General features: G+C 63.2%; 12 protein-coding genes. 3 read left to right on the top strand and 9 right to left on the bottom strand.

Going from position 1 to position 16,291, the window contains the following annotated elements; genetic code table 11:
- Positions 1–8 precede the first annotated feature (8 nt).
- Positions 9–668 carry a hypothetical protein gene (locus RAB70_RS17520; protein WP_148829105.1) on the bottom strand — a complete coding sequence of 220 codons (660 nt, stop codon included), beginning with the start codon at positions 666–668 and terminating at the stop codon, positions 9–11.
- Positions 662–1,231, bottom strand: a complete 570-nt coding sequence (locus RAB70_RS17515) for a PilL N-terminal domain-containing protein (protein WP_148829106.1) — start codon at positions 1,229–1,231, stop codon at positions 662–664. Before RAB70_RS17515 ends, RAB70_RS17520 begins: the two co-directional genes overlap by 7 nt.
- 147 nt (positions 1,232–1,378) lie before the next feature.
- Here RAB70_RS17515 and RAB70_RS17510 point away from each other — a divergent pair, with 147 nt between their 5' ends.
- From RAB70_RS17510 to RAB70_RS17500, 3 genes are all read left to right on the top strand, one after another.
- Entirely contained in the window at positions 1,379–2,440 is a 1,062-nt protein-coding gene (locus RAB70_RS17510) for a hypothetical protein (protein ID WP_148829107.1), read from the top strand.
- 25 nt (positions 2,441–2,465) lie between these two features.
- On the top strand, positions 2,466–3,233 hold the full coding sequence (locus tag RAB70_RS17505; RefSeq protein WP_225851652.1) for a hypothetical protein: 768 nt from the start codon (positions 2,466–2,468) through the stop codon (positions 3,231–3,233).
- A 170-nt stretch (positions 3,234–3,403) separates the two neighbouring features.
- Positions 3,404–4,915 (top strand): MASE1 domain-containing protein, encoded by a 1,512-nt coding sequence (locus tag RAB70_RS17500; protein WP_148829108.1) that lies wholly within the window; start codon positions 3,404–3,406, stop codon positions 4,913–4,915.
- Here RAB70_RS17500 and RAB70_RS17495 read toward each other — a convergent pair.
- From RAB70_RS17495 to RAB70_RS17465, 7 genes are all read right to left on the bottom strand, one after another.
- On the bottom strand, positions 4,899–5,333 hold the full coding sequence (locus RAB70_RS17495) for a hypothetical protein (RefSeq protein ID WP_170268158.1): 435 nt from the start codon (positions 5,331–5,333) through the stop codon (positions 4,899–4,901). The genes RAB70_RS17500 and RAB70_RS17495 overlap by 17 nt on opposite strands.
- A 315-nt stretch (positions 5,334–5,648) precedes the next feature.
- The gene (locus RAB70_RS17490; protein ID WP_170268159.1) at positions 5,649–6,140 is read right to left on the bottom strand and encodes a hypothetical protein; all 492 of its coding nucleotides are present in this window, start codon (positions 6,138–6,140) and stop codon (positions 5,649–5,651) included.
- Entirely contained in the window at positions 6,133–10,890 is a 4,758-nt protein-coding gene (locus RAB70_RS17485; protein ID WP_225851653.1) for an RHS repeat-associated core domain-containing protein, read from the bottom strand. The genes RAB70_RS17490 and RAB70_RS17485 overlap by 8 nt, the downstream gene beginning before the upstream one ends.
- A gap of 724 nt (positions 10,891–11,614) precedes the next feature.
- Entirely contained in the window at positions 11,615–13,885 is a 2,271-nt protein-coding gene (locus RAB70_RS17480; protein ID WP_148829110.1) for a helicase-related protein, read from the bottom strand.
- 137 nt (positions 13,886–14,022) lie between these two features.
- Positions 14,023–14,340 carry a methyltransferase gene (locus RAB70_RS17475; protein WP_148829111.1) on the bottom strand — a complete coding sequence of 106 codons (318 nt, stop codon included), beginning with the start codon at positions 14,338–14,340 and terminating at the stop codon, positions 14,023–14,025.
- A gap of 38 nt (positions 14,341–14,378) precedes the next feature.
- Entirely contained in the window at positions 14,379–15,488 is a 1,110-nt protein-coding gene (locus RAB70_RS17470; RefSeq protein ID WP_148829112.1) for a DUF6094 domain-containing protein, read from the bottom strand.
- A 74-nt stretch (positions 15,489–15,562) separates the two neighbouring features.
- Entirely contained in the window at positions 15,563–16,234 is a 672-nt protein-coding gene (locus RAB70_RS17465; protein WP_148829113.1) for a hypothetical protein, read from the bottom strand.
- Between the last annotated feature and the right edge of the window lie 57 nt (positions 16,235–16,291).

Genomic DNA, 16,291 nt, shown 5'->3' with positions numbered 1-16,291 from the left:
TGGTCGCCTCAGCGCTCACGCAGCGGCAGCCGGCGCACCCGGTCTCCGACCGAGAACACGGCGGCTTGCGGCTCGATCACTTCCAGCCGCCACCCACTCTCCTGCTCGCTCTCGCGGAGCAGCCGAACCTGCGAGTTCGACCCCGGCCCGGATGGAACGACCGCCAGGAAAGGCACCCCGGCCCGCATCTCGCTGCCGAGCACGGTGAACGGGGGCGGGGAGGGCGCGCGCTCGCGGGTCGCCGCGGACTCCGCTGCACGCGCCTTGCGTGGCGCTGCGGCCGCCTTGCGGGCAGCGACTTCGGCCTGCAGTGCGTCGATGCGCGACGACAGGGCCGCCAGATCCTCGGCCCGAGCCATGCCCTCGCGTGCGTGTTCGAGCGCCGTGAGCCGGTCGCCGAGTGCCTTCTGTGCCGTGGAGAAAGCTGCTTCGCTGACGGGCGCCGGTTGCCGGCGCGCGGCATCGAATGCTCCGCGCAACTGCGCCACGCTGCTCGCCAGGCTCTGCATTTCCGCATCGACGTTCGCCTGCTTGGCTTCCTGCGCCATGCGCGACAACTGAGCGGTGTTGTAAGCGGTCACCCCGCCCACGACCATCAGGGCGATGGCGCAGGCCCAGAGTGTCCAACGAACGCGGGGGCGTCCCGTGGGCGGGTGCGAGATCACCATGGCTGTTTCTCCTTCGGAAGCCAGGCCGGCTCGATCGCCGCGGCGCTGGCGCCGGACCGGTGAAAGCAGACCATGCGTGCCGTGTCGTCCACCGAGAGTGCCCAGGCGTCGCCGGCCATGGTCTGGAGCGCATCGCGCAGCGTGATGGGACCGAGACGCACATGTGCCGCGGGCAGCGGCAGGGCATACAGGGTGCTGCTGTCCGCGTCGGGCGGGCACAGCCGGTAGCCCGACTGCCGCAGCAGGTACTGCAGGCCGTCCTGGACCGTGGCCCCTTCGGCCGATGGCTGCGTGACGTTTATGACCTGCATCAACAGATCGCGCTGCCCAGCCTCGGCGCCGAGCTCGACCAGGGTGTAGCGGCCCTGCCGTGTGACCGGAACTGGCGAAGGTCGGTCCGCGTCAACCCCGGCGGGTGCCGACGCCGTGGGCGCTGGACTGGGGGCGGCGGCCTCGTAGGCAGGTAGTTCGCCGGCGCATCCGCCCAGGAGGACTGATGCGACCGCGGCGGCCACCGGGGCGAATCCCCAGCGGCGGGGGGCGGGCGAGGGGTGTGGCTGCATGCGGGTCGTCCCGGTAACTTGGGTGATCGAGACGATGCGCGCGGTGCCGTGGTCGAGTCAGGCAACAATCGGGATCGCGGCGTGGCGCTTTGCCGGGCCGCCGGCGTTCACGCCGATAACAAATCGAAATGCAGGGGGAACTTGAGCATGGAGTCCAGCAACCAGCCCATTCCGTACGCCGCGCGATGCGAGCGGCTTCCGCCAGCCGGCACCACTGCCCTGGTGTGGCCATTCGCCAATGTGGCGAAGGGTGAGGGGCCGTACGAGCTGTTCCTCGACACCAACGCGCTCGCGCGCACGGAATGGGCAGAGCAGATCCAGGCTGCGGATCGCGTGCGCTACACACTCAATCCGTGGCCGGCGCTGATGGAGCAGTGGATGTCCAACCAGAAGCTCCGCGAGAGCCCCGACCCGGCCGCCTGGGTCAACGACAGGTTGGCGCCGCTGGCATCGCAGGGCTTCCTGTTCCGTGAAAGGTTTGCCCAGCAGCAGGTCGCGCTGCTGAGAAAGAACGAATCAGCGCTGCGCACCCAGTTCAGCCTGATCTTCCCGTACGTCGCGCTCATGCGGTCGCTGCTGTCGCAGAAGGTGCCGCCGGAGGAGGCGCTGGCGAAACTGGACGCTCTGATGCAGGCCGATGTCCCACGCTTCACCGGCATGGCCATGCTGCTGGCCCTCAGCGTGCTGCTCAAGAGGCGACAGTCGCTGAAGCTCGATGGGGACCCGAAGCCCGCGTACTCGTATCTCGAATCCTTCCTGAGTTTTCAGCCCGGCAAGAAGGACGAGGCCGACCACATCACCCTGCCGTACCTGCGCAATCGCGCCGGCGACCTGAACCTGTGGCTGAGCGTCCCCATGCTGCGCCAGGCCGGCTACGAGTTCGTCGGGACGCCCGCGCTGGTGACCGAAGACAAGGCCTTGCACCGCGTCATCCTGCGCACGCTGCCTCCGGTGCTCACCCCCAACCGAGCGATGGGCTTCTGCGTGGATAGCAATGGCCTCGATCCGGAAATCTGCCATCGCATCGTCATGGCCGTCGGACCTCTGGTGGTACGTGGCGCCGTGACGTCGCAGGAGAAGGAGGAGCGCCTGGGCCGCCTGTTCGCGATGGCGGGGGCGGCGTGCACCAGGCCGGAGGAGACGGCAGCGCTCGACGAGGCATGGTGGACATGGTGCCAGCCCGGCATGCACGAGCGGTTCGTAGTTTGAGTAAGTCGATAGATGGCGCAGAAGGATGCATCCTCTGCCGCCCCGTACCCCTGAAGAGGAGATTGCAGAGATGGCAGGTGACGAAAAATCGAAGGACAGCGCGAAGGAGGGGCTGCCCCATCTCAGCCTGATGGAAAAGGCATGGGATGCTCAGTGGGTGATGCGGTTCGTGTGCATCGTGCTCTTTGTCGATGCGGCGCTGGTTTTTAAGGGCGGGAAAGGGATACTTCAGTGGTCGACATCTGCCGACATGCTTTGGAAGGACCTCGGCTTTCTCGTCGTGTCGGCAGCGACCTTCGGTCTCTTGGTCAGCTTTGTACTGCCGCTGCTGGGCGCTGGGGTGCGTTGGTTCGTCTTCCTCTTTCCCGGGGTCGGCGTCGATTCGTCAGACCGGGGTTCGGAACGGTATGGCGAAGTGTCGGCTATGAAGCTCCTTGATCTCGCGTTGGAACGCGAGAGCGATTTCCTACTGCGGATGCACGATGGCGAATGGCGAAATTGGAAAGATAGACTCTCAGAGGATGGACGTCTGGGCGACCTCGTTTTCGCGACGTTGGCCATGGCTGCTGCCGACTGCGCGCTCGCCTTTACGCATGTGGGCGGTCGATCCCTTGTCCTGGACTTGATCCTCCAGCTTGGGGACGCAGGAATCCTTCTTGCTGCCTTGCTGGTTTGGGCCGCGTGTTGGATGCTCCGCAAGACTTGGTTCGCGCCCTTGCCCTCTCTGCGGGTTTACTACCCACCGCTTTATCGAGAGCTGCGGGAGAAGGAGCTTCGACGCAAAGATGAGTAGATGCTCGAATGGCGATGAGTGCGCGATCAGCTCGGTAAGCGCATGCGATAGCTGGGCCAACGTCTCATAGCCGACGCTTCGCCAGACTGAAGCGCGCAGCCAAGCAACTGTCTACCTCACGCGCCGACCACGCTTGTAGAGTGGCGCCCACACGCCACGGACCGGTTGGAATGGCAGCGGGGAAAGACATCGCCAAAGGCGCTCTGCTCAGTTTGGGCTACTGTGCCTTCTTCCTGCTGGCTTGGCGCTGTTCGATGGATCAGTGGTACCTGCCGGCGGGGCTGCGCGCCGCGACCTTGCTGTTCCTGCCGTATCGCCTCTGGCCCTATCTGCTCGCCGGTGATGCAGCCGCGTTGCTGGTGATCCGCGTGCCGATGGTCGAGCGCGGCGCGAGCCCGGTGTGGGCGTACGCCAGTCCCTTCCTGCTGATGCCCTGCGTGGCGCTGGCCGTGCATGCCGCACGGCGTCAGCTGCCGCGGCTGGTGGACCAGGAGTACCTGCTGCTGCCGCTGGCCTTGATGCTTGCGCTGTGGAGCACCTTGTGCAACATGGCATTGAATGCGCTGTTCAAGGGCTATACCGCACTGACGCCGCTGGAAGCGCTCACGCGTTATTGGCTGGGCGACTACCTGGGCATGCTGATGTTCACGCTCCCAGGGCTTCTGTGGCTGCGCCGGGAGGAGCCGATGACCGCCCGCCCGCGGCTGCCGAGGGATGGCATGCTCGGGTCGGCAGCCGTGGTGGCGCTGTTCCTGATCTCCGGCATAGCGCAGGATCGCCTTTCGCACCAGGTGCTGATGTCCCTGATGGTCGTTCCGTCGGTGGTGCTCACGCTGCTGCACGGCTGGCGTGGTGCCGCTGTCGGCGTCGTGCTGGCCAACGTGGCGATCGGGATCATGCTGCCGGATGTCATGACGCTGGCGTCGTACCACGCCGAGGCATTCCGCGTGCAGATCGCGCTCGCGGCTGCGGCCACCGGCCTGTTCGTATTCGGGTCCCGGTTGTCCGCGGCCTTCGAGCACGCCAGCTACTTCCGCCACCAGCGTCAGGAGGCCTGGCAGATCGCGCAGGCGAGTTATCTGCAGGCGGAACGCACGCTGCGACGCCGGGTGGTGGAGTACAGCGACATCACCGTCCACATCAACAAGCTGCGCACGGACATCGTCGCCCACCTCCGCTCGCGGGGACAGCACGCCGCGGCCATGGAGATGACGCGCACGGGCGTGATCCAGGCCCAGTTGCTCGACGAGTACGTCACCGCGCTGTACCCGCTCGGCATCGAGACGCATGGGCTGTACGCCATCCTGCGATCGGTCGCGATGAGCAATCTCTGCGATACCGAGTTCCAATGCCGCCTGCGGGGCGATCCCATGCAGCTTTCTCTCGGGCTGCAGCTTGTCGCGTACCGATGCGCGCTCAACGTGATCGAAACACTGCCACCCGCGAAGCGCCATCTCATCAAGGGCAGGGTCTGGCGCGCGGGTGGTGGCCAGGGCATCGTGCTCTGCGTCGTCGCCGACGCGTCCCCGTTGGAACGAGGGCGTACCGTGGTCCACGACGCGGACTGGGAGTTGGCCGCCCGGCTCAAAGTGCATGGCGGCACCTGCCGGCGCCGTCATGCGTACTGCCTCAGCTTTCTCGTTTCGGAGTCGGTGGGCGAAGGCCTCAGTCTGCGGCGCTGATCTGCCAGGAGTCGCCGCCGTTGCCGCCTGGCACCAAGCGCACGACGAAGCCCGAGGTCTGGTACACCACAGACCCGCTGGTGCCCGTGCCCTTGGCCGGCAAGGTCACGCGTGCGACGTCCGCACCCATGGGCAACACCCACAGCGTGTCGTTCACCCGGCCCACGGCTGCTCGCACCGTGCCCGCCACATCGTTGATCTGCAGGTAGGTCACACCGTCGCGCGAGAACTCATAGATCCGCCACGCCGGATCCAGCGCGAGGTTCCGGGCCTTCGGCAGGCTTTCGCCCAGCCCCGCCGTGGCCGCCGGAGCCCCGTGACCGCCGTCGGGGCAGCATGCCTGTGCCGCGCCGGCACAAGCCAGCAGAGCACCTGCCAGTGCGATGTGGGTCAGCATGCTCGTCTTCGTCATCTTCATGGTCGTCCTCGTCCCCTTCGGGGAGCTATCGCCTGCATTCCAGGCCGACCCAAGGTACGTGGTCCGATGAGGTGAGCGGTCGACAAGTCCAGGGCCTGGACGGGAAATGCTGGTTCAGCTTGCTGGCTCCGCGCGATAGGCCAGACTGTGTCAAGCACCGCACGGTCGGCAGCAGCTCCGCCCGTGGCGCAGATTGAGGACGCTGAAGCGAAGACCTTGGCAAAGAACCTTCTGCAATACCGGGCAAGGCAGAGAGCCGCGCGCGAGTGCGATAAGCAAGAGCCCCGCGCGCTGGCTCGACCAGAGCTTTCCTGGCTACCGTGGAATCAAGATGGGGCACTCACTCTGAAATAGGCCTTTCTTGGGGAAGAAGATGACGCCCCGTTTCCCCTCCATCACCAGGTCGATATCTGCCAATTGATATCGGAGGTCAAAGAAGACCAGATAGTCAGTGCTCCTGTCCTCGCCGAATCCTAAGAATCTAGGCCTAATGGAGATTCGTCCTTCCCGCGATTGGTGCGAACCAAAGTAGAACTCAGACAGATGGTCCTCAATAGGTCCGACCCTCTTGAGTTTGACGGCCTTGCCATCGCGCAGAGCATATGCTTCCAGGCTGGCCGCCCTGGACAAATTCCAGGGCATGAGGGATTCATCAAGCTTGAAGGGCGCGCCATTGTTCACTGCGCGGATTGTGAGCTCATCCTTGGAATCACAGGCGACTGAGGCGTCGAGTTGCAAGACGTTCTTCGACAAAGCCTGTCCTTGGATGGCCATCAAAAGCAGTGAGGGCAGGATCAACTTAGTCACTGTATCCATAGGTGCCGTTCTTGATGGAGGGGATGGCGAGGTTGGTGATCTGCTTGATTCGTCGAATGATTGCAGCCTTGCACTTCGCATCGCACTGCGAATTCTTGGCAGTGAGTTTGCCGCGCAGGCAGTCCAATTCTGCGGCATGGGCATAGAACTCGGAAATATCAAGCTCGCTGTACTTCTGACCTGGCGCGGGAGTGCCGGGAAAGGTGACCGCTTTCGGCGGTGCGCTTATGCCCATCCACTGAAGCGGTCCTCGCTGGCAAAGATTGGGGTTGGAGCGATTGGCGTCTGCCACGTGCGACATCTCGTGCGCGGCAACGCAGTCGGCAACGTCGGAGCACTGGCGATAGTCGTCCGGCCATTGGCTGTAGTTGTAGTAGGGCTTAACAATACCATCCACACAATAGATGCTTCCAGAAGGGCGGCGATTCTCGGGTGGTACGTCGATCAAATACGCGGCTAATCCGCTTGGATCCACCGCTACAGCCGGCGAGAGGCCTGCGTACGCAAACGTGTTCGGACCGCCAGCCAGTCCGATCGGATCGCTTTGCACATATCGGCCGGTACCAGGGTCATAATCCCGGAAGTAGTTCTGGTTGAGGCCGCTCTGCGCGTCATAGCGCTGGCCGGGAAAGCGCAGATTGAACACGAACGCACTACCGTCCTTGTCCGGATCCTGATCCGGAGCCGTAGTGCCGAATGCCTCCCCCTTCAAGTCCCATCGCCAGATCGCCACGTCGCGCACTGGATCGATCACGGCACGCGGCGTGCCCAGATGGTCCGGCTCGACGTAGCGCAAGGCGGTCTTGGCCAGAACGCCTACCGGCAGGTCGTCCAGCCAGATCAACTGCTGCACCACAGCACCGTTGTTGTCGTAGTCGCCCAGCCAATGGCCGGTATCGTCATAAACGGTGTAGGTGCTGGTCTTCGCGAACCGCCTGACCTGCTCGCCACGACCGTTGTAGCTATAGGTCATGGCTACGGTGCCGGAGCGTTTCACTTGGCTCATCCGGCCCATGTCGTCATAGATGAACCCCCTTGCCGTTCCGCCGATCGCCGTGGTGTTGCCGGCGGCGTCGTAGCTGCGCGCGGTGCTGCCGACGCTGCTCAGGCGGTGGTTGGTACCTGAATAGGTGTAGCTCTGCGTGGCTGTGTTGACCTTGGCACTGAGGCGGTTGCCCGTCGCGTCGTAGCTGTAGCCGTCAATCACGGTGCCGGTTGGGCCATCCTTGAATGCGGTCAGCCGACCCAGCGCGTCGTAGTCCAGACTGATGACCGGCGCCGTGTTACCCGGAGCGGTGAGCGCGCTGAGGTTGCCGGCCGGGTCGAACGCGAAGCCCACTGCCAATCCGTCTCCGCGGGTGTCAGTTACTGCCAGCGGGCGGTAGTCTTGGTCGAGCACGCGTTGCATCGGCCGGCCGTTGCCGTAGGTCCAGCCAGCAACCGGGCCGAATGGATGGTAGGCAGCCTGCTTCAACACCACCTGTCGCGATCCGCCTGGGGTGGTCATCCCAACCTCGGTGGGCTGGCCCTGGGCGTTGCGAACATAGTCGACCGCGGTCCCATCCGGGTAAGTAAGCCGGCTGAGCTGCCCCGCTTTGGTGTACGCGTAGCGCACCACGAACACTTTGCCATTCGTGGTCTGAACCTTGCGCACGAGATTGCCGAACCGGTCGAAGCAGTAGTCGGTGCTGCCGCTGGCATCCTGCATCCTGGTCAAGCGACCGACGCTATACGTCTCGCCACTGGCGCAGGTGGTTGGGGAGACGTCGTAGGTGTACCTGACGTTGAGACTCGTTGTCGGATAGATCACCTGGGTCAACCGATTCAACGCGTCATAGCTGTAGCTTGTCTTGACATTGCGCGCGTCGGTCTGGGTGGCGCGGTTGCCGGCGGTGTCGTAGGTGTAGGTGATGGCGCCCGTGTCCGGACTGGCCACCGCCGTCATGTCGCCCAGGCCGTTGTAGACGTAGGTGGTGTCCAGGCCTTTGGGGTCGGTGACCTTCGTGACGTTGTCCAATGCGTCGTAGCTGAACTTGGTTTCGGCTGCGATCCCTCCCACGTCTTGCAGGGTCCGGACAAGGCGGTTGAGTCCGTCGTAGTCGTTCTGCGTCTTGTGCCCCAGCGCGTCAGTGACAGTCGTGACATTGTCATTGGAGTCGTAGCCGAAGTCCGTCGGGTTGCCCTGCGCAGTGGCCTGCGTGGCGAGTTGGCCAAGCTGGTTGTACACCCGCGAGAGTGTGCGTTTGAGGGCCCCCGATGCATCCTTGGTGTCTTCCTTGACCCGGTTCCCAGCGCTGTCCAGCGTGTAGTGAAGGGTGTTGCCGGTGTTGTCCGCAATATCCGTCAAGCGGTGTGCGGCGTCGTAGGTGAATCGCGTGAGAGCACCGTCAGGCTGCGCCACCTGTTTGACCAAGCCGTTCGGCCAGTAGTCGATCACGGTAATGCGATCGTCGCTCTCCGTACTGTCGTCAGCGCCCCTCACCTTGGTGGCGGCGAGCCATCCCCGAGGATGGTAGGTGAAGTCAGTGACCAGACCGTTGGGATTCTTGACCGACAACACGCGGCCCGCGCCGTCATAGGCAAGGTATTCGGTGACCTGGCCGAGGGCGTTCGTTGCCTTCCACAGATCACCCTTGCGGTAGAGGCATTGCGCCTGCGACTTCTCGCAGCCGCTCGCGTTTGCGGAATAGTAGGAGAAGGTTGCAGCCAACGGCTGCGAATCCTTGTCCGTCCCTATGGAAAGAAGCGCGCCCAAGTAAGGGCAGTTGCCGGACTCGTAGTTCGATTGTGTGCAGCGTTCATAGCGCACCTGGCGCACCCCAGCAGGCGGAATGGCCTGGCTACCGCAGTTGTAGCCGCTGGCTGCGGAAACGGATGGATCCATGCGGCACTCGGCCGCCACCCTGCCGGAAGTATCGTATGAGCGCTTGGACAGCAAGCTGGTTCGATACCTACCACCATCCAGCAGCGAGGTTTGCCCGCCTATTTTGCGGCCCACCTCATCCCGAAAAATGCTCACGTCGCGCCTCTTGCCCGACGTCAGGTCCCCAATGTACTCCCTGGAGTCCGTCAGTAGCCCATTGTTGTAGAAATACTCGATCTGGTTCCCATTGCGGTCCGTGGAGGATGTCAGGTTGTCAAGGGTGTCGAAATTGCGAACAGTAGTTCCACGCGCGTCTGTCGTGGATGTGATTCGGCGGCTGAGCCCTGGTCCAACTACATAATTCTGTGTTCCCGCGCCATCGACAGAGACCTCAATATTATAGTCATCGAGATATTTCGCCGATGTCACTTCCACTTGCCCGCCTTGCCCATCTAACAGCATACTGGAGGACACTCTGCCGCGAATATCGTACGAGAACTTGGCGTAGTCCGAGCCAGTCTCATCCTTGATGCCTGTTAGCAAGGAGTCCTCTTGGTAGGAGTAGGACTTGATGAATCCGGCAACACTCGCGCCCGTCAGATCGCCATTGGTGTATGTATACTCAACGGAGTTTCCGTCGGGAAGGAAAATTTGGGCCAGCAGGTCGCCAGAGTAGCCGAAGAGCAGCTCTCTCCCGGTGTCGTCCATGGCGGACAATAGTTTGGTCGTGCCTTCATCGTAAGTGAGGCGTATATTGCCGCGCGTTTCCGAGCTGCTCTTTAGAGAAATGAGTCGCCCCCTGTAGTCGAACTCTCGGACGTCGCCATACTCATCGAACACCTTCCAGCCCGCCCCGAAGTTGTTGGGATCTCTCTGTATCACTCTGCCACTGACCGAGCCAGTTGCTGTTTTACTAGATGACGATGAGAATGTGTATAGTTCAATGTATCCGTATTCGTTCAGATAACGGAGCTTGTCGGCGCCGCTCGTGCTGATCGATTCCTGAAACGTGTGGGACCAGCCACGCGCCATGTTCGGCGCCGACAGTTGCCGCAGCGAGTGGTACGAGCGAGTGAATTTTCTGCCTGAAAAGGTGAAGTCAGACTCGAAGCGCGCCTTGTCTCCAGTCGATGGATAACACGGATTGGCGTTGGCTGCACATGATGCTACTTGCATCAGGCGAGCGATAATGAGGGCGTATCTACTATCGTTTTCCGGTTGGCAAAAATCTTTATTAGCCCAGCGCGCGATGAATTTTTCTTTTTCGTACGGAATTACCTCGTAGCCAGATGGGCAGCTGAAATCCTGCTTCTTGAATATGAAGACGAATCCGTTTTGTTGACTTCCGTTGGCGCAGGTGCGTTTGTACTCCAACTTTCTATTCTTCGAGTAGCTAACGGATCCATTTAATCTCGGTGGGGGAATCACAAAGTCCTCAAAGGGCTCTGCATAGTTGCCCGTCACCTGGAAGGACCCCGTAGAGCAATTTTCTTCTCCGTCGTGCTTGGATAGATCTCTTTCGAGGAATTTGACAATAGTCTCTTCGTTGTCACACCAATCTGATCCGCATGCGTTGTCCTCGGTCATATGGCCATGCGAATACTTGATGGGCTCGAAGATCGCAGCTTTGTCTGACGCCGCATACAGCATGTTCACCAAACCGTCGGGGTCAATGGATGAACTGCGATACTTCATATACTGGAATTTAGGGTGCGATCCGTCCGAATGCATGGCATTCTCCGCCTCTTTCAGGGATTGGTACCCCAAACCTTTGTACCAATAGGTCCACGGCTTATCCTGCGCCTTGGCATCGAAACCAAGAAGTGTGCCGAGAAAGGCAATTGCGCTGCAAAGAAAAAAAGTCTTAATCCTTGACATCTTTAACCCCTGTTAGATAATTCAATTGCATGATCGATAAGGGTCGGAATAAAGTTCTGGCCCTTCATGACGCACTAAGAAAAGTGGCTCTCTGGAATCTGCTCGTTGCCACAGGCACGCGGCTGTCAAGCGCTGCTTTCACGGACAGGCTCTGCGCCGCCCCCATCCTGAGTAATAGTGGGTGGATTGGTTGTAGCGGGAATCGGCCAAGCCGAAGCCCGTCTTGTCGGCAATCGCCAGACGGCGAGCGGTGCTACGGAGGACGCAAGCGCGCCCGCGTCGTGCCTGCTGGGCCGGAGGCTCGCCGATCCACGCCCGAGGCGATGCCGCCGAGTTGAGAGTCCCCCATTCATGCAATTCGACCTCCCTGTCGATTCCCGTTCGTCCTGCGGGTGAATATGGCTACGCGGCTTTTTTCCGGCGGTGCCGCCCTACGCGTAAGCGCCGGGGGCACGGCCGACTCTATCGATGTTTCCGTCGCAAAGTGTTAAGAACATCCCATTGCCAGCGTCCCGCTGATGATCAGAAAATGACGTGACCGCGCGTTCGGTGGCTCCATATGGGACGGCGGAATCAACTTAGGTGCTTCACGTAGCTTGCGATAAGCAGATTCGACGGGTACACAGCTCGTTACTCGAACCCTGCCGCAGTAGGGAACTCGTATGCCGAGGTAGGGGATGCAAAAATGCGGCTCCCGAGGGAGCCGCCGTGAATTGCCGAACGTTCAGGCCACCAACTGGCGCGCGAGCGCCACTTCCACCGAATCACCGTCCTGGTTCAGCACGTCGAGCCCACTTTCCGGGATGTCTCCCGACGTGCTCTGCGCCACCATGATTTTTTGTGCCATCAACTGCAGGCACGCCATCTGCGATGACGCCGCGTAGCCCAGGAAGATCACCCGGATGTCCTGCTTCTGGCCGATGCGCCAGGACCGGCGCGCCGCCTGCTGCAGCGAATACACGTTGTAGCCGGACTGCATGAAGACGATCGTCGGAAAGTCCAGCAGATCGAGCCCGGTCTTCACCAGCTCCGGGTTGGTGATGAGGACATCGATGCCGCGGTCCACCTGCTCGGCGATCCAGTCCTCGCGGCGGCTGGCATCGACGGTAGCCCGCAGTACAGCGACTTTGAAGCCCTCCAGTTCGAGCAGGCGCTTCAACCGCGAAGTGGTGTCGCGCTTGCCGGTGTACGTCGTATAGACGAGCGTCTTCCGGCCCTGGTCCTTCTCCTGCCGGCAGATCTCGATCAGCTCCTGTTCCTTGGGCATGACCTCCATGTCGTGGAACTGGGACGGAACGAACGCGAGGGTGGCGCGCGTGCGGGGATGCACGACGTTCTCCGCGCGAAAGCACGTGTCCGGCCACGCCAGCAACGTGTTGAGGACCACCCCCAGCAGAGTGGTGTCGCGGCGGGCCAGTGCCTGCCGCAACTCGGTGGTGAGTCGCACGGACAGCGCCGCATAGGCGGCGGCCTGCGGCGGTGTCATCGGCACCTCTCGGAACTCTTCGTCGTACGGCGGGAGCGCATCGCTGCCGATGTCGCGCAGCTTCAGGAAGATCGTGAACGGCACGACGCAGCGCAGCACGCCCTTCGGACCGAAGCCAGGTGCCTTGACTGTGCGCACGCTGACCTTGTTGCCCTTGGCGGTCTTGTGCGCCGTGCCCGCGCTCTCGGAGTAGATGTCCTTGAGGACGCCGTGGTCGCGCATGAACGCCATGGCCGCCGAGGCCATGCTGCCGCTCTTGGAGGGGCGGTAGCCGTCTTCGATCATCCGCCCGGGCAGGGCGCGGAACAGCAGGTAGAACAGGTCATCGCCGTAGCCCCCCATCAGCGTGCCGGTGAGCTCCAGCGACTTGCGGCACTTCGATGCGAGCACACCCATGGCCTGGCCCTGGGCGCTGCCTCCGTTCTTGTACTCGTGCGCCTCGTCGGCGATGAGCAGATCGAACGTGCCGTTCGGCAGGTAGCGTTTGACGAACTCCGAAGGCTGGTAGCCGCCCTCGCCGAAGCCGAACTCCATGTTGGCCATCGCGCGTTCCATGCGCGTGGCCTGGCGGTCGGAGAACACCAGCTCCCCGTCGCCATCCATCAGGTTGATGAACTCATGGATGTTGTCGCCCAGCATCGAGGCCAGGAAGCCATCGCCGAACTTGCGCATCAGCTTCTGGGCCGTGACCTCGCCGATGGTGGGGATGCGCTTGAGCGCCCTCAGCACGGCCGAGGACTGGTCGCTGCCGGACAGGGTGCGAGGACGCATCAGCGTCCACAGGGGGGCGGCGCAGTGGCTGCACTTCCTGCGGTACTCCTCCGCTTCCAGCGCGACCGGGCTGACCGGTTCGCCGTCGAGGTCGGTGATGACCGTGCCGCAGTCCGGGCAGGCGGCCACGTGGCCGTGGCGCGTACGCCGGGCGACGAAGGTGGGCTTCCAGTGGAAGCCCATCCGCATCCGCACCCGGCCCAGCACGAAGAACTCCTGGCCGCCGGGCTGCGCGCCCAGTTGCGCGCGCAGCTTGATGAGCTTGACCAGCGTATCGGGGCCGTTGAGCACCCAGACCTTGGCGCCTGCCACGGTTTCGAGGATTTCGCGGCGCCACTTGTAGACCAGGTGTGGCGGCGACAGGACCAGCGTGCGGCGGTAGCCTTCGGCGTGCAGCACGGCCGCGGTGGCGATACCCACCGTGGTCTTGCCGCAGCCCATCTCGCCGTTGATGAACGCGGCGCGCTCGCCGCGGTCGATCAGCAGCTCGGCGGCCGCGTGGACGACTTCCGCCTGGGCGGGGAAGAGGCGGCGCTTGAGGCTCGCGATGACGCGCTCGCGGTGCGCTCTCGGCTTGCCGGCATAGACCGGCGGGTTGGCGCGATTGAGCGATTTGAGGAGCTCGTCGCCGAATTCTGAGACGAACTCGGTGAGGCTCAGGGACAGGGCGGGTTCCGCATCGAGCAGTTCGCCCTGCACGGGCTCCGCATCGGCGGTGGTTTCCAGATCTAGAGACATGGTGATGCTCCAAAGCAATGGGGCATGCACCTCCCCCATGGGGCGATGGCATGCCCCGGGGTGGGAAGAAGACTTGGCTCGTGGCCGAGGGGATCAGAAGCTGCAGGCGCTCGCGGCCTGCGGGAAACGCCTGCGGGTCAGGTCACGGCCCGTTCCTCGGGCAGTTGCACGACGGTCTTGCCGTGGTCCCCGCTGGTGATGACGATCAGCGACAGCCGCGGCGTGATCGGAAACCGCGAGGTCATCGGAGCGCCGCATTCCAGTGCCATGTCGTTGGCCTGTCGCTCGGCTTCGCCCATCTGGCCCCAGTCGCCACGCACATGGCGCTGGACATACGGCAGCGGGTCGATGAGGCCATTGCTCGCGAGCCAACGCACTTGATCGCTCATTTGCAGCGTGCCAGGGATGAACAGCGGTTGCGTGCTCGGCTTGCGCCGCTGGAACAGTGGAAACATGGTGGTTCTCCTTCTGTAGTTGATGAGAACGGCGGGGCTCAGCGGATGGTCAGTACCTCGCCCAGCGTGGGAGAGCCTGGGGTCATGTCCCAGGCCCGGATCACCGGCACGAACTTGTCGGTGAGGATGCGCGTCTCGGCGATCGAGCCGTCTTCGCGTTCTGTGAACTCGCGTTGCAGCGCCTTGTCCTTGTGCGTGTCGCCCTTGACGATCAGCACGCGGCCCGCCTTGGAGCGCACCACGCCCGAGATCGCACCGGCGGCCAGCGCCAGGGCGAGATGCCACGGAGACAAGGCACGCGCTGGCGGGCGCGGCGACTGCTGCGCGGCGCCCAGGTGCGTATCGAGCATCGGCCAGAGGCCGCGCAGCCGGCCGACTTCGTCGGCGAACTGCTCGGGCTCCATGGTCACGCGGAAGAAGTGCTCCGGTGGCGACACACTCGCGGGAACGATGTAAGGCATGAACGGCCATTCGCTGGGCAGTTCATCGGGGATCACCTCGCCGTGCCCGATCTGCAGCAGAAGGGTGCGTGCGGCGGCTGCCGCATCGCCAGCCAGGTCGCGCTGCCGGATGCGCCGGCCGAAGATCACCACCTGCTTGAACTGCGTGTCCACCGCTCGGTAGATCCGCAAGTCGGCATAGTGGCGCGTGAGCCAGCCGACCAGCTCCGCGTCCAGCACGTAGCCCGGAACGATGAAGACGAGCACGCCGTCGTATTGCAGCAGCGGCAGGGTGCGCTGGTAGAACAGCTTTTCGAGGCGGGCGCGACCCTGGCCCTGGTAGCCGATGTTGCCGTTGACGTCCTTGGTCAGGTCGCCGTAGGGCGGGTTCAGCCACAGTAGCCCGAAGGCCTGCCTGGAGATCATCGTGTCCATCAGGTCGGCATGCAGGCAGTGATCGACCAGGCCGCGGGCATGGCGCGCCCGCTCCGCGTCGAACTCGACCGCATAAGCCTGCGCGCGCTCGCGTCCGAGGGCGCGGGCGACTTCGGCGATGGCGATGCCTTCGCCTGCGCAGGGATCTAGGATGCACATCGGCCCGTTGCCGGGTACCAGTGCCTGGAGGGCTCTTTCGAGCGTGGATTCGTCGGTGGGGAAGTACCCGTTCTTGATGAAGTTGCGGGCAAGCCGCGCGAACATGAGCGCCATGGAATGCTCCTTGGGATGGATGAAGGAATGCGGTCGTGCCGGCGGTTTTGCCGCCAGCACGACCGATGCGGAACTCAGGCCACCGCGTCGAGCGACAGCTGTGGCGCCCGTCCGATGGACTGCGGCAGACGCCGCGGCTCGACGCACAGAACTCCGCTGCGGATCAGGCCGCCGAGGGCCTGGGTGAGGACCGGAACGTCGATCGCGAGCCGATGGCCTTCGAGGGGCCCCAGGGCGAAGGGGAGGGGCGCCAGCATGTCCTCGCCCCGCAGCAGATCGAGTACCGGCTCACTCCAGTGGTCAAGCAGCGGCAGCGGGCAGGTATCGCGCACGAGCGACCAGAGACGGTCCAGCGTGCAGTGGCTGTCCTTCGGCAGCACGGCCAGGGCGCTGGCGTTTGCCTTGTCAGGCCTGACGCAGCGCCGGTCGAACAGCCACACGTTGGACAGGGAGCCGAAGAGCGTTCTCCGGTAGGCGCGGGTCATGCGCTTTTCCAGGCAATCCACGTTGCCGACAAACACCGGAACGCTGCCGCCCTCGGTTGTGATGACGTGGAACTGCTGCAGTCCCTGCTCGTCGCGGCCCAGGGTCAGGCGAGCGAGAAACTGCTGGACGGCCGTGTCGCGGGCCCAGATCGAGAGGAAGACGAGACCGCCCTGCTCGTCGCCAACGCACGCGTCGGCCATGACATCGGGGCATTCGTCGATGCGGTAGAGCGGGGAAGATCGGGAATCGGTGGTGGGCATGGTGATGTCCTCGGATAGGCGGGGACAGCACTGCCCGGTGGGGCGAGTGCAGCCCCC

Source organism: Xanthomonas sontii, from assembly GCF_040529055.1.
GTDB lineage: Bacteria > Pseudomonadota > Gammaproteobacteria > Xanthomonadales > Xanthomonadaceae > Xanthomonas_A > Xanthomonas_A sontii.
The sequence above is the reverse complement of the archived record's forward strand: the minus strand, read 5'-3'. Positions and strand labels throughout refer to the sequence as shown.

Excerpts from the sequence above, each read along its gene's own strand:
- RAB70_RS17520 (WP_148829105.1), bottom strand. The coding sequence starts at position 668 with ATGGTGATCTCGCACCCGCCCACGGGACGCCCCCGCGTTCGTTGGACA.
- RAB70_RS17515 (WP_148829106.1), bottom strand. The coding sequence starts at position 1,231 with ATGCAGCCACACCCCTCGCCCGCCCCCCGCCGCTGGGGATTCGCCCCG.
- RAB70_RS17510 (WP_148829107.1), top strand. The coding sequence starts at position 1,379 with ATGGAGTCCAGCAACCAGCCCATTCCGTACGCCGCGCGATGCGAGCGG.
- RAB70_RS17505 (WP_225851652.1), top strand. The coding sequence starts at position 2,466 with ATGCATCCTCTGCCGCCCCGTACCCCTGAAGAGGAGATTGCAGAGATG.
- RAB70_RS17500 (WP_148829108.1), top strand. The coding sequence starts at position 3,404 with ATGGCAGCGGGGAAAGACATCGCCAAAGGCGCTCTGCTCAGTTTGGGC.
- RAB70_RS17495 (WP_170268158.1), bottom strand. The coding sequence starts at position 5,333 with ATGAAGATGACGAAGACGAGCATGCTGACCCACATCGCACTGGCAGGT.
- RAB70_RS17485 (WP_225851653.1), bottom strand. The coding sequence starts at position 10,890 with ATGTCAAGGATTAAGACTTTTTTTCTTTGCAGCGCAATTGCCTTTCTC.
- RAB70_RS17480 (WP_148829110.1), bottom strand. The coding sequence starts at position 13,885 with ATGTCTCTAGATCTGGAAACCACCGCCGATGCGGAGCCCGTGCAGGGC.
- RAB70_RS17475 (WP_148829111.1), bottom strand. The coding sequence starts at position 14,340 with ATGTTTCCACTGTTCCAGCGGCGCAAGCCGAGCACGCAACCGCTGTTC.
- RAB70_RS17470 (WP_148829112.1), bottom strand. The coding sequence starts at position 15,488 with ATGGCGCTCATGTTCGCGCGGCTTGCCCGCAACTTCATCAAGAACGGG.
- RAB70_RS17465 (WP_148829113.1), bottom strand. The coding sequence starts at position 16,234 with ATGCCCACCACCGATTCCCGATCTTCCCCGCTCTACCGCATCGACGAA.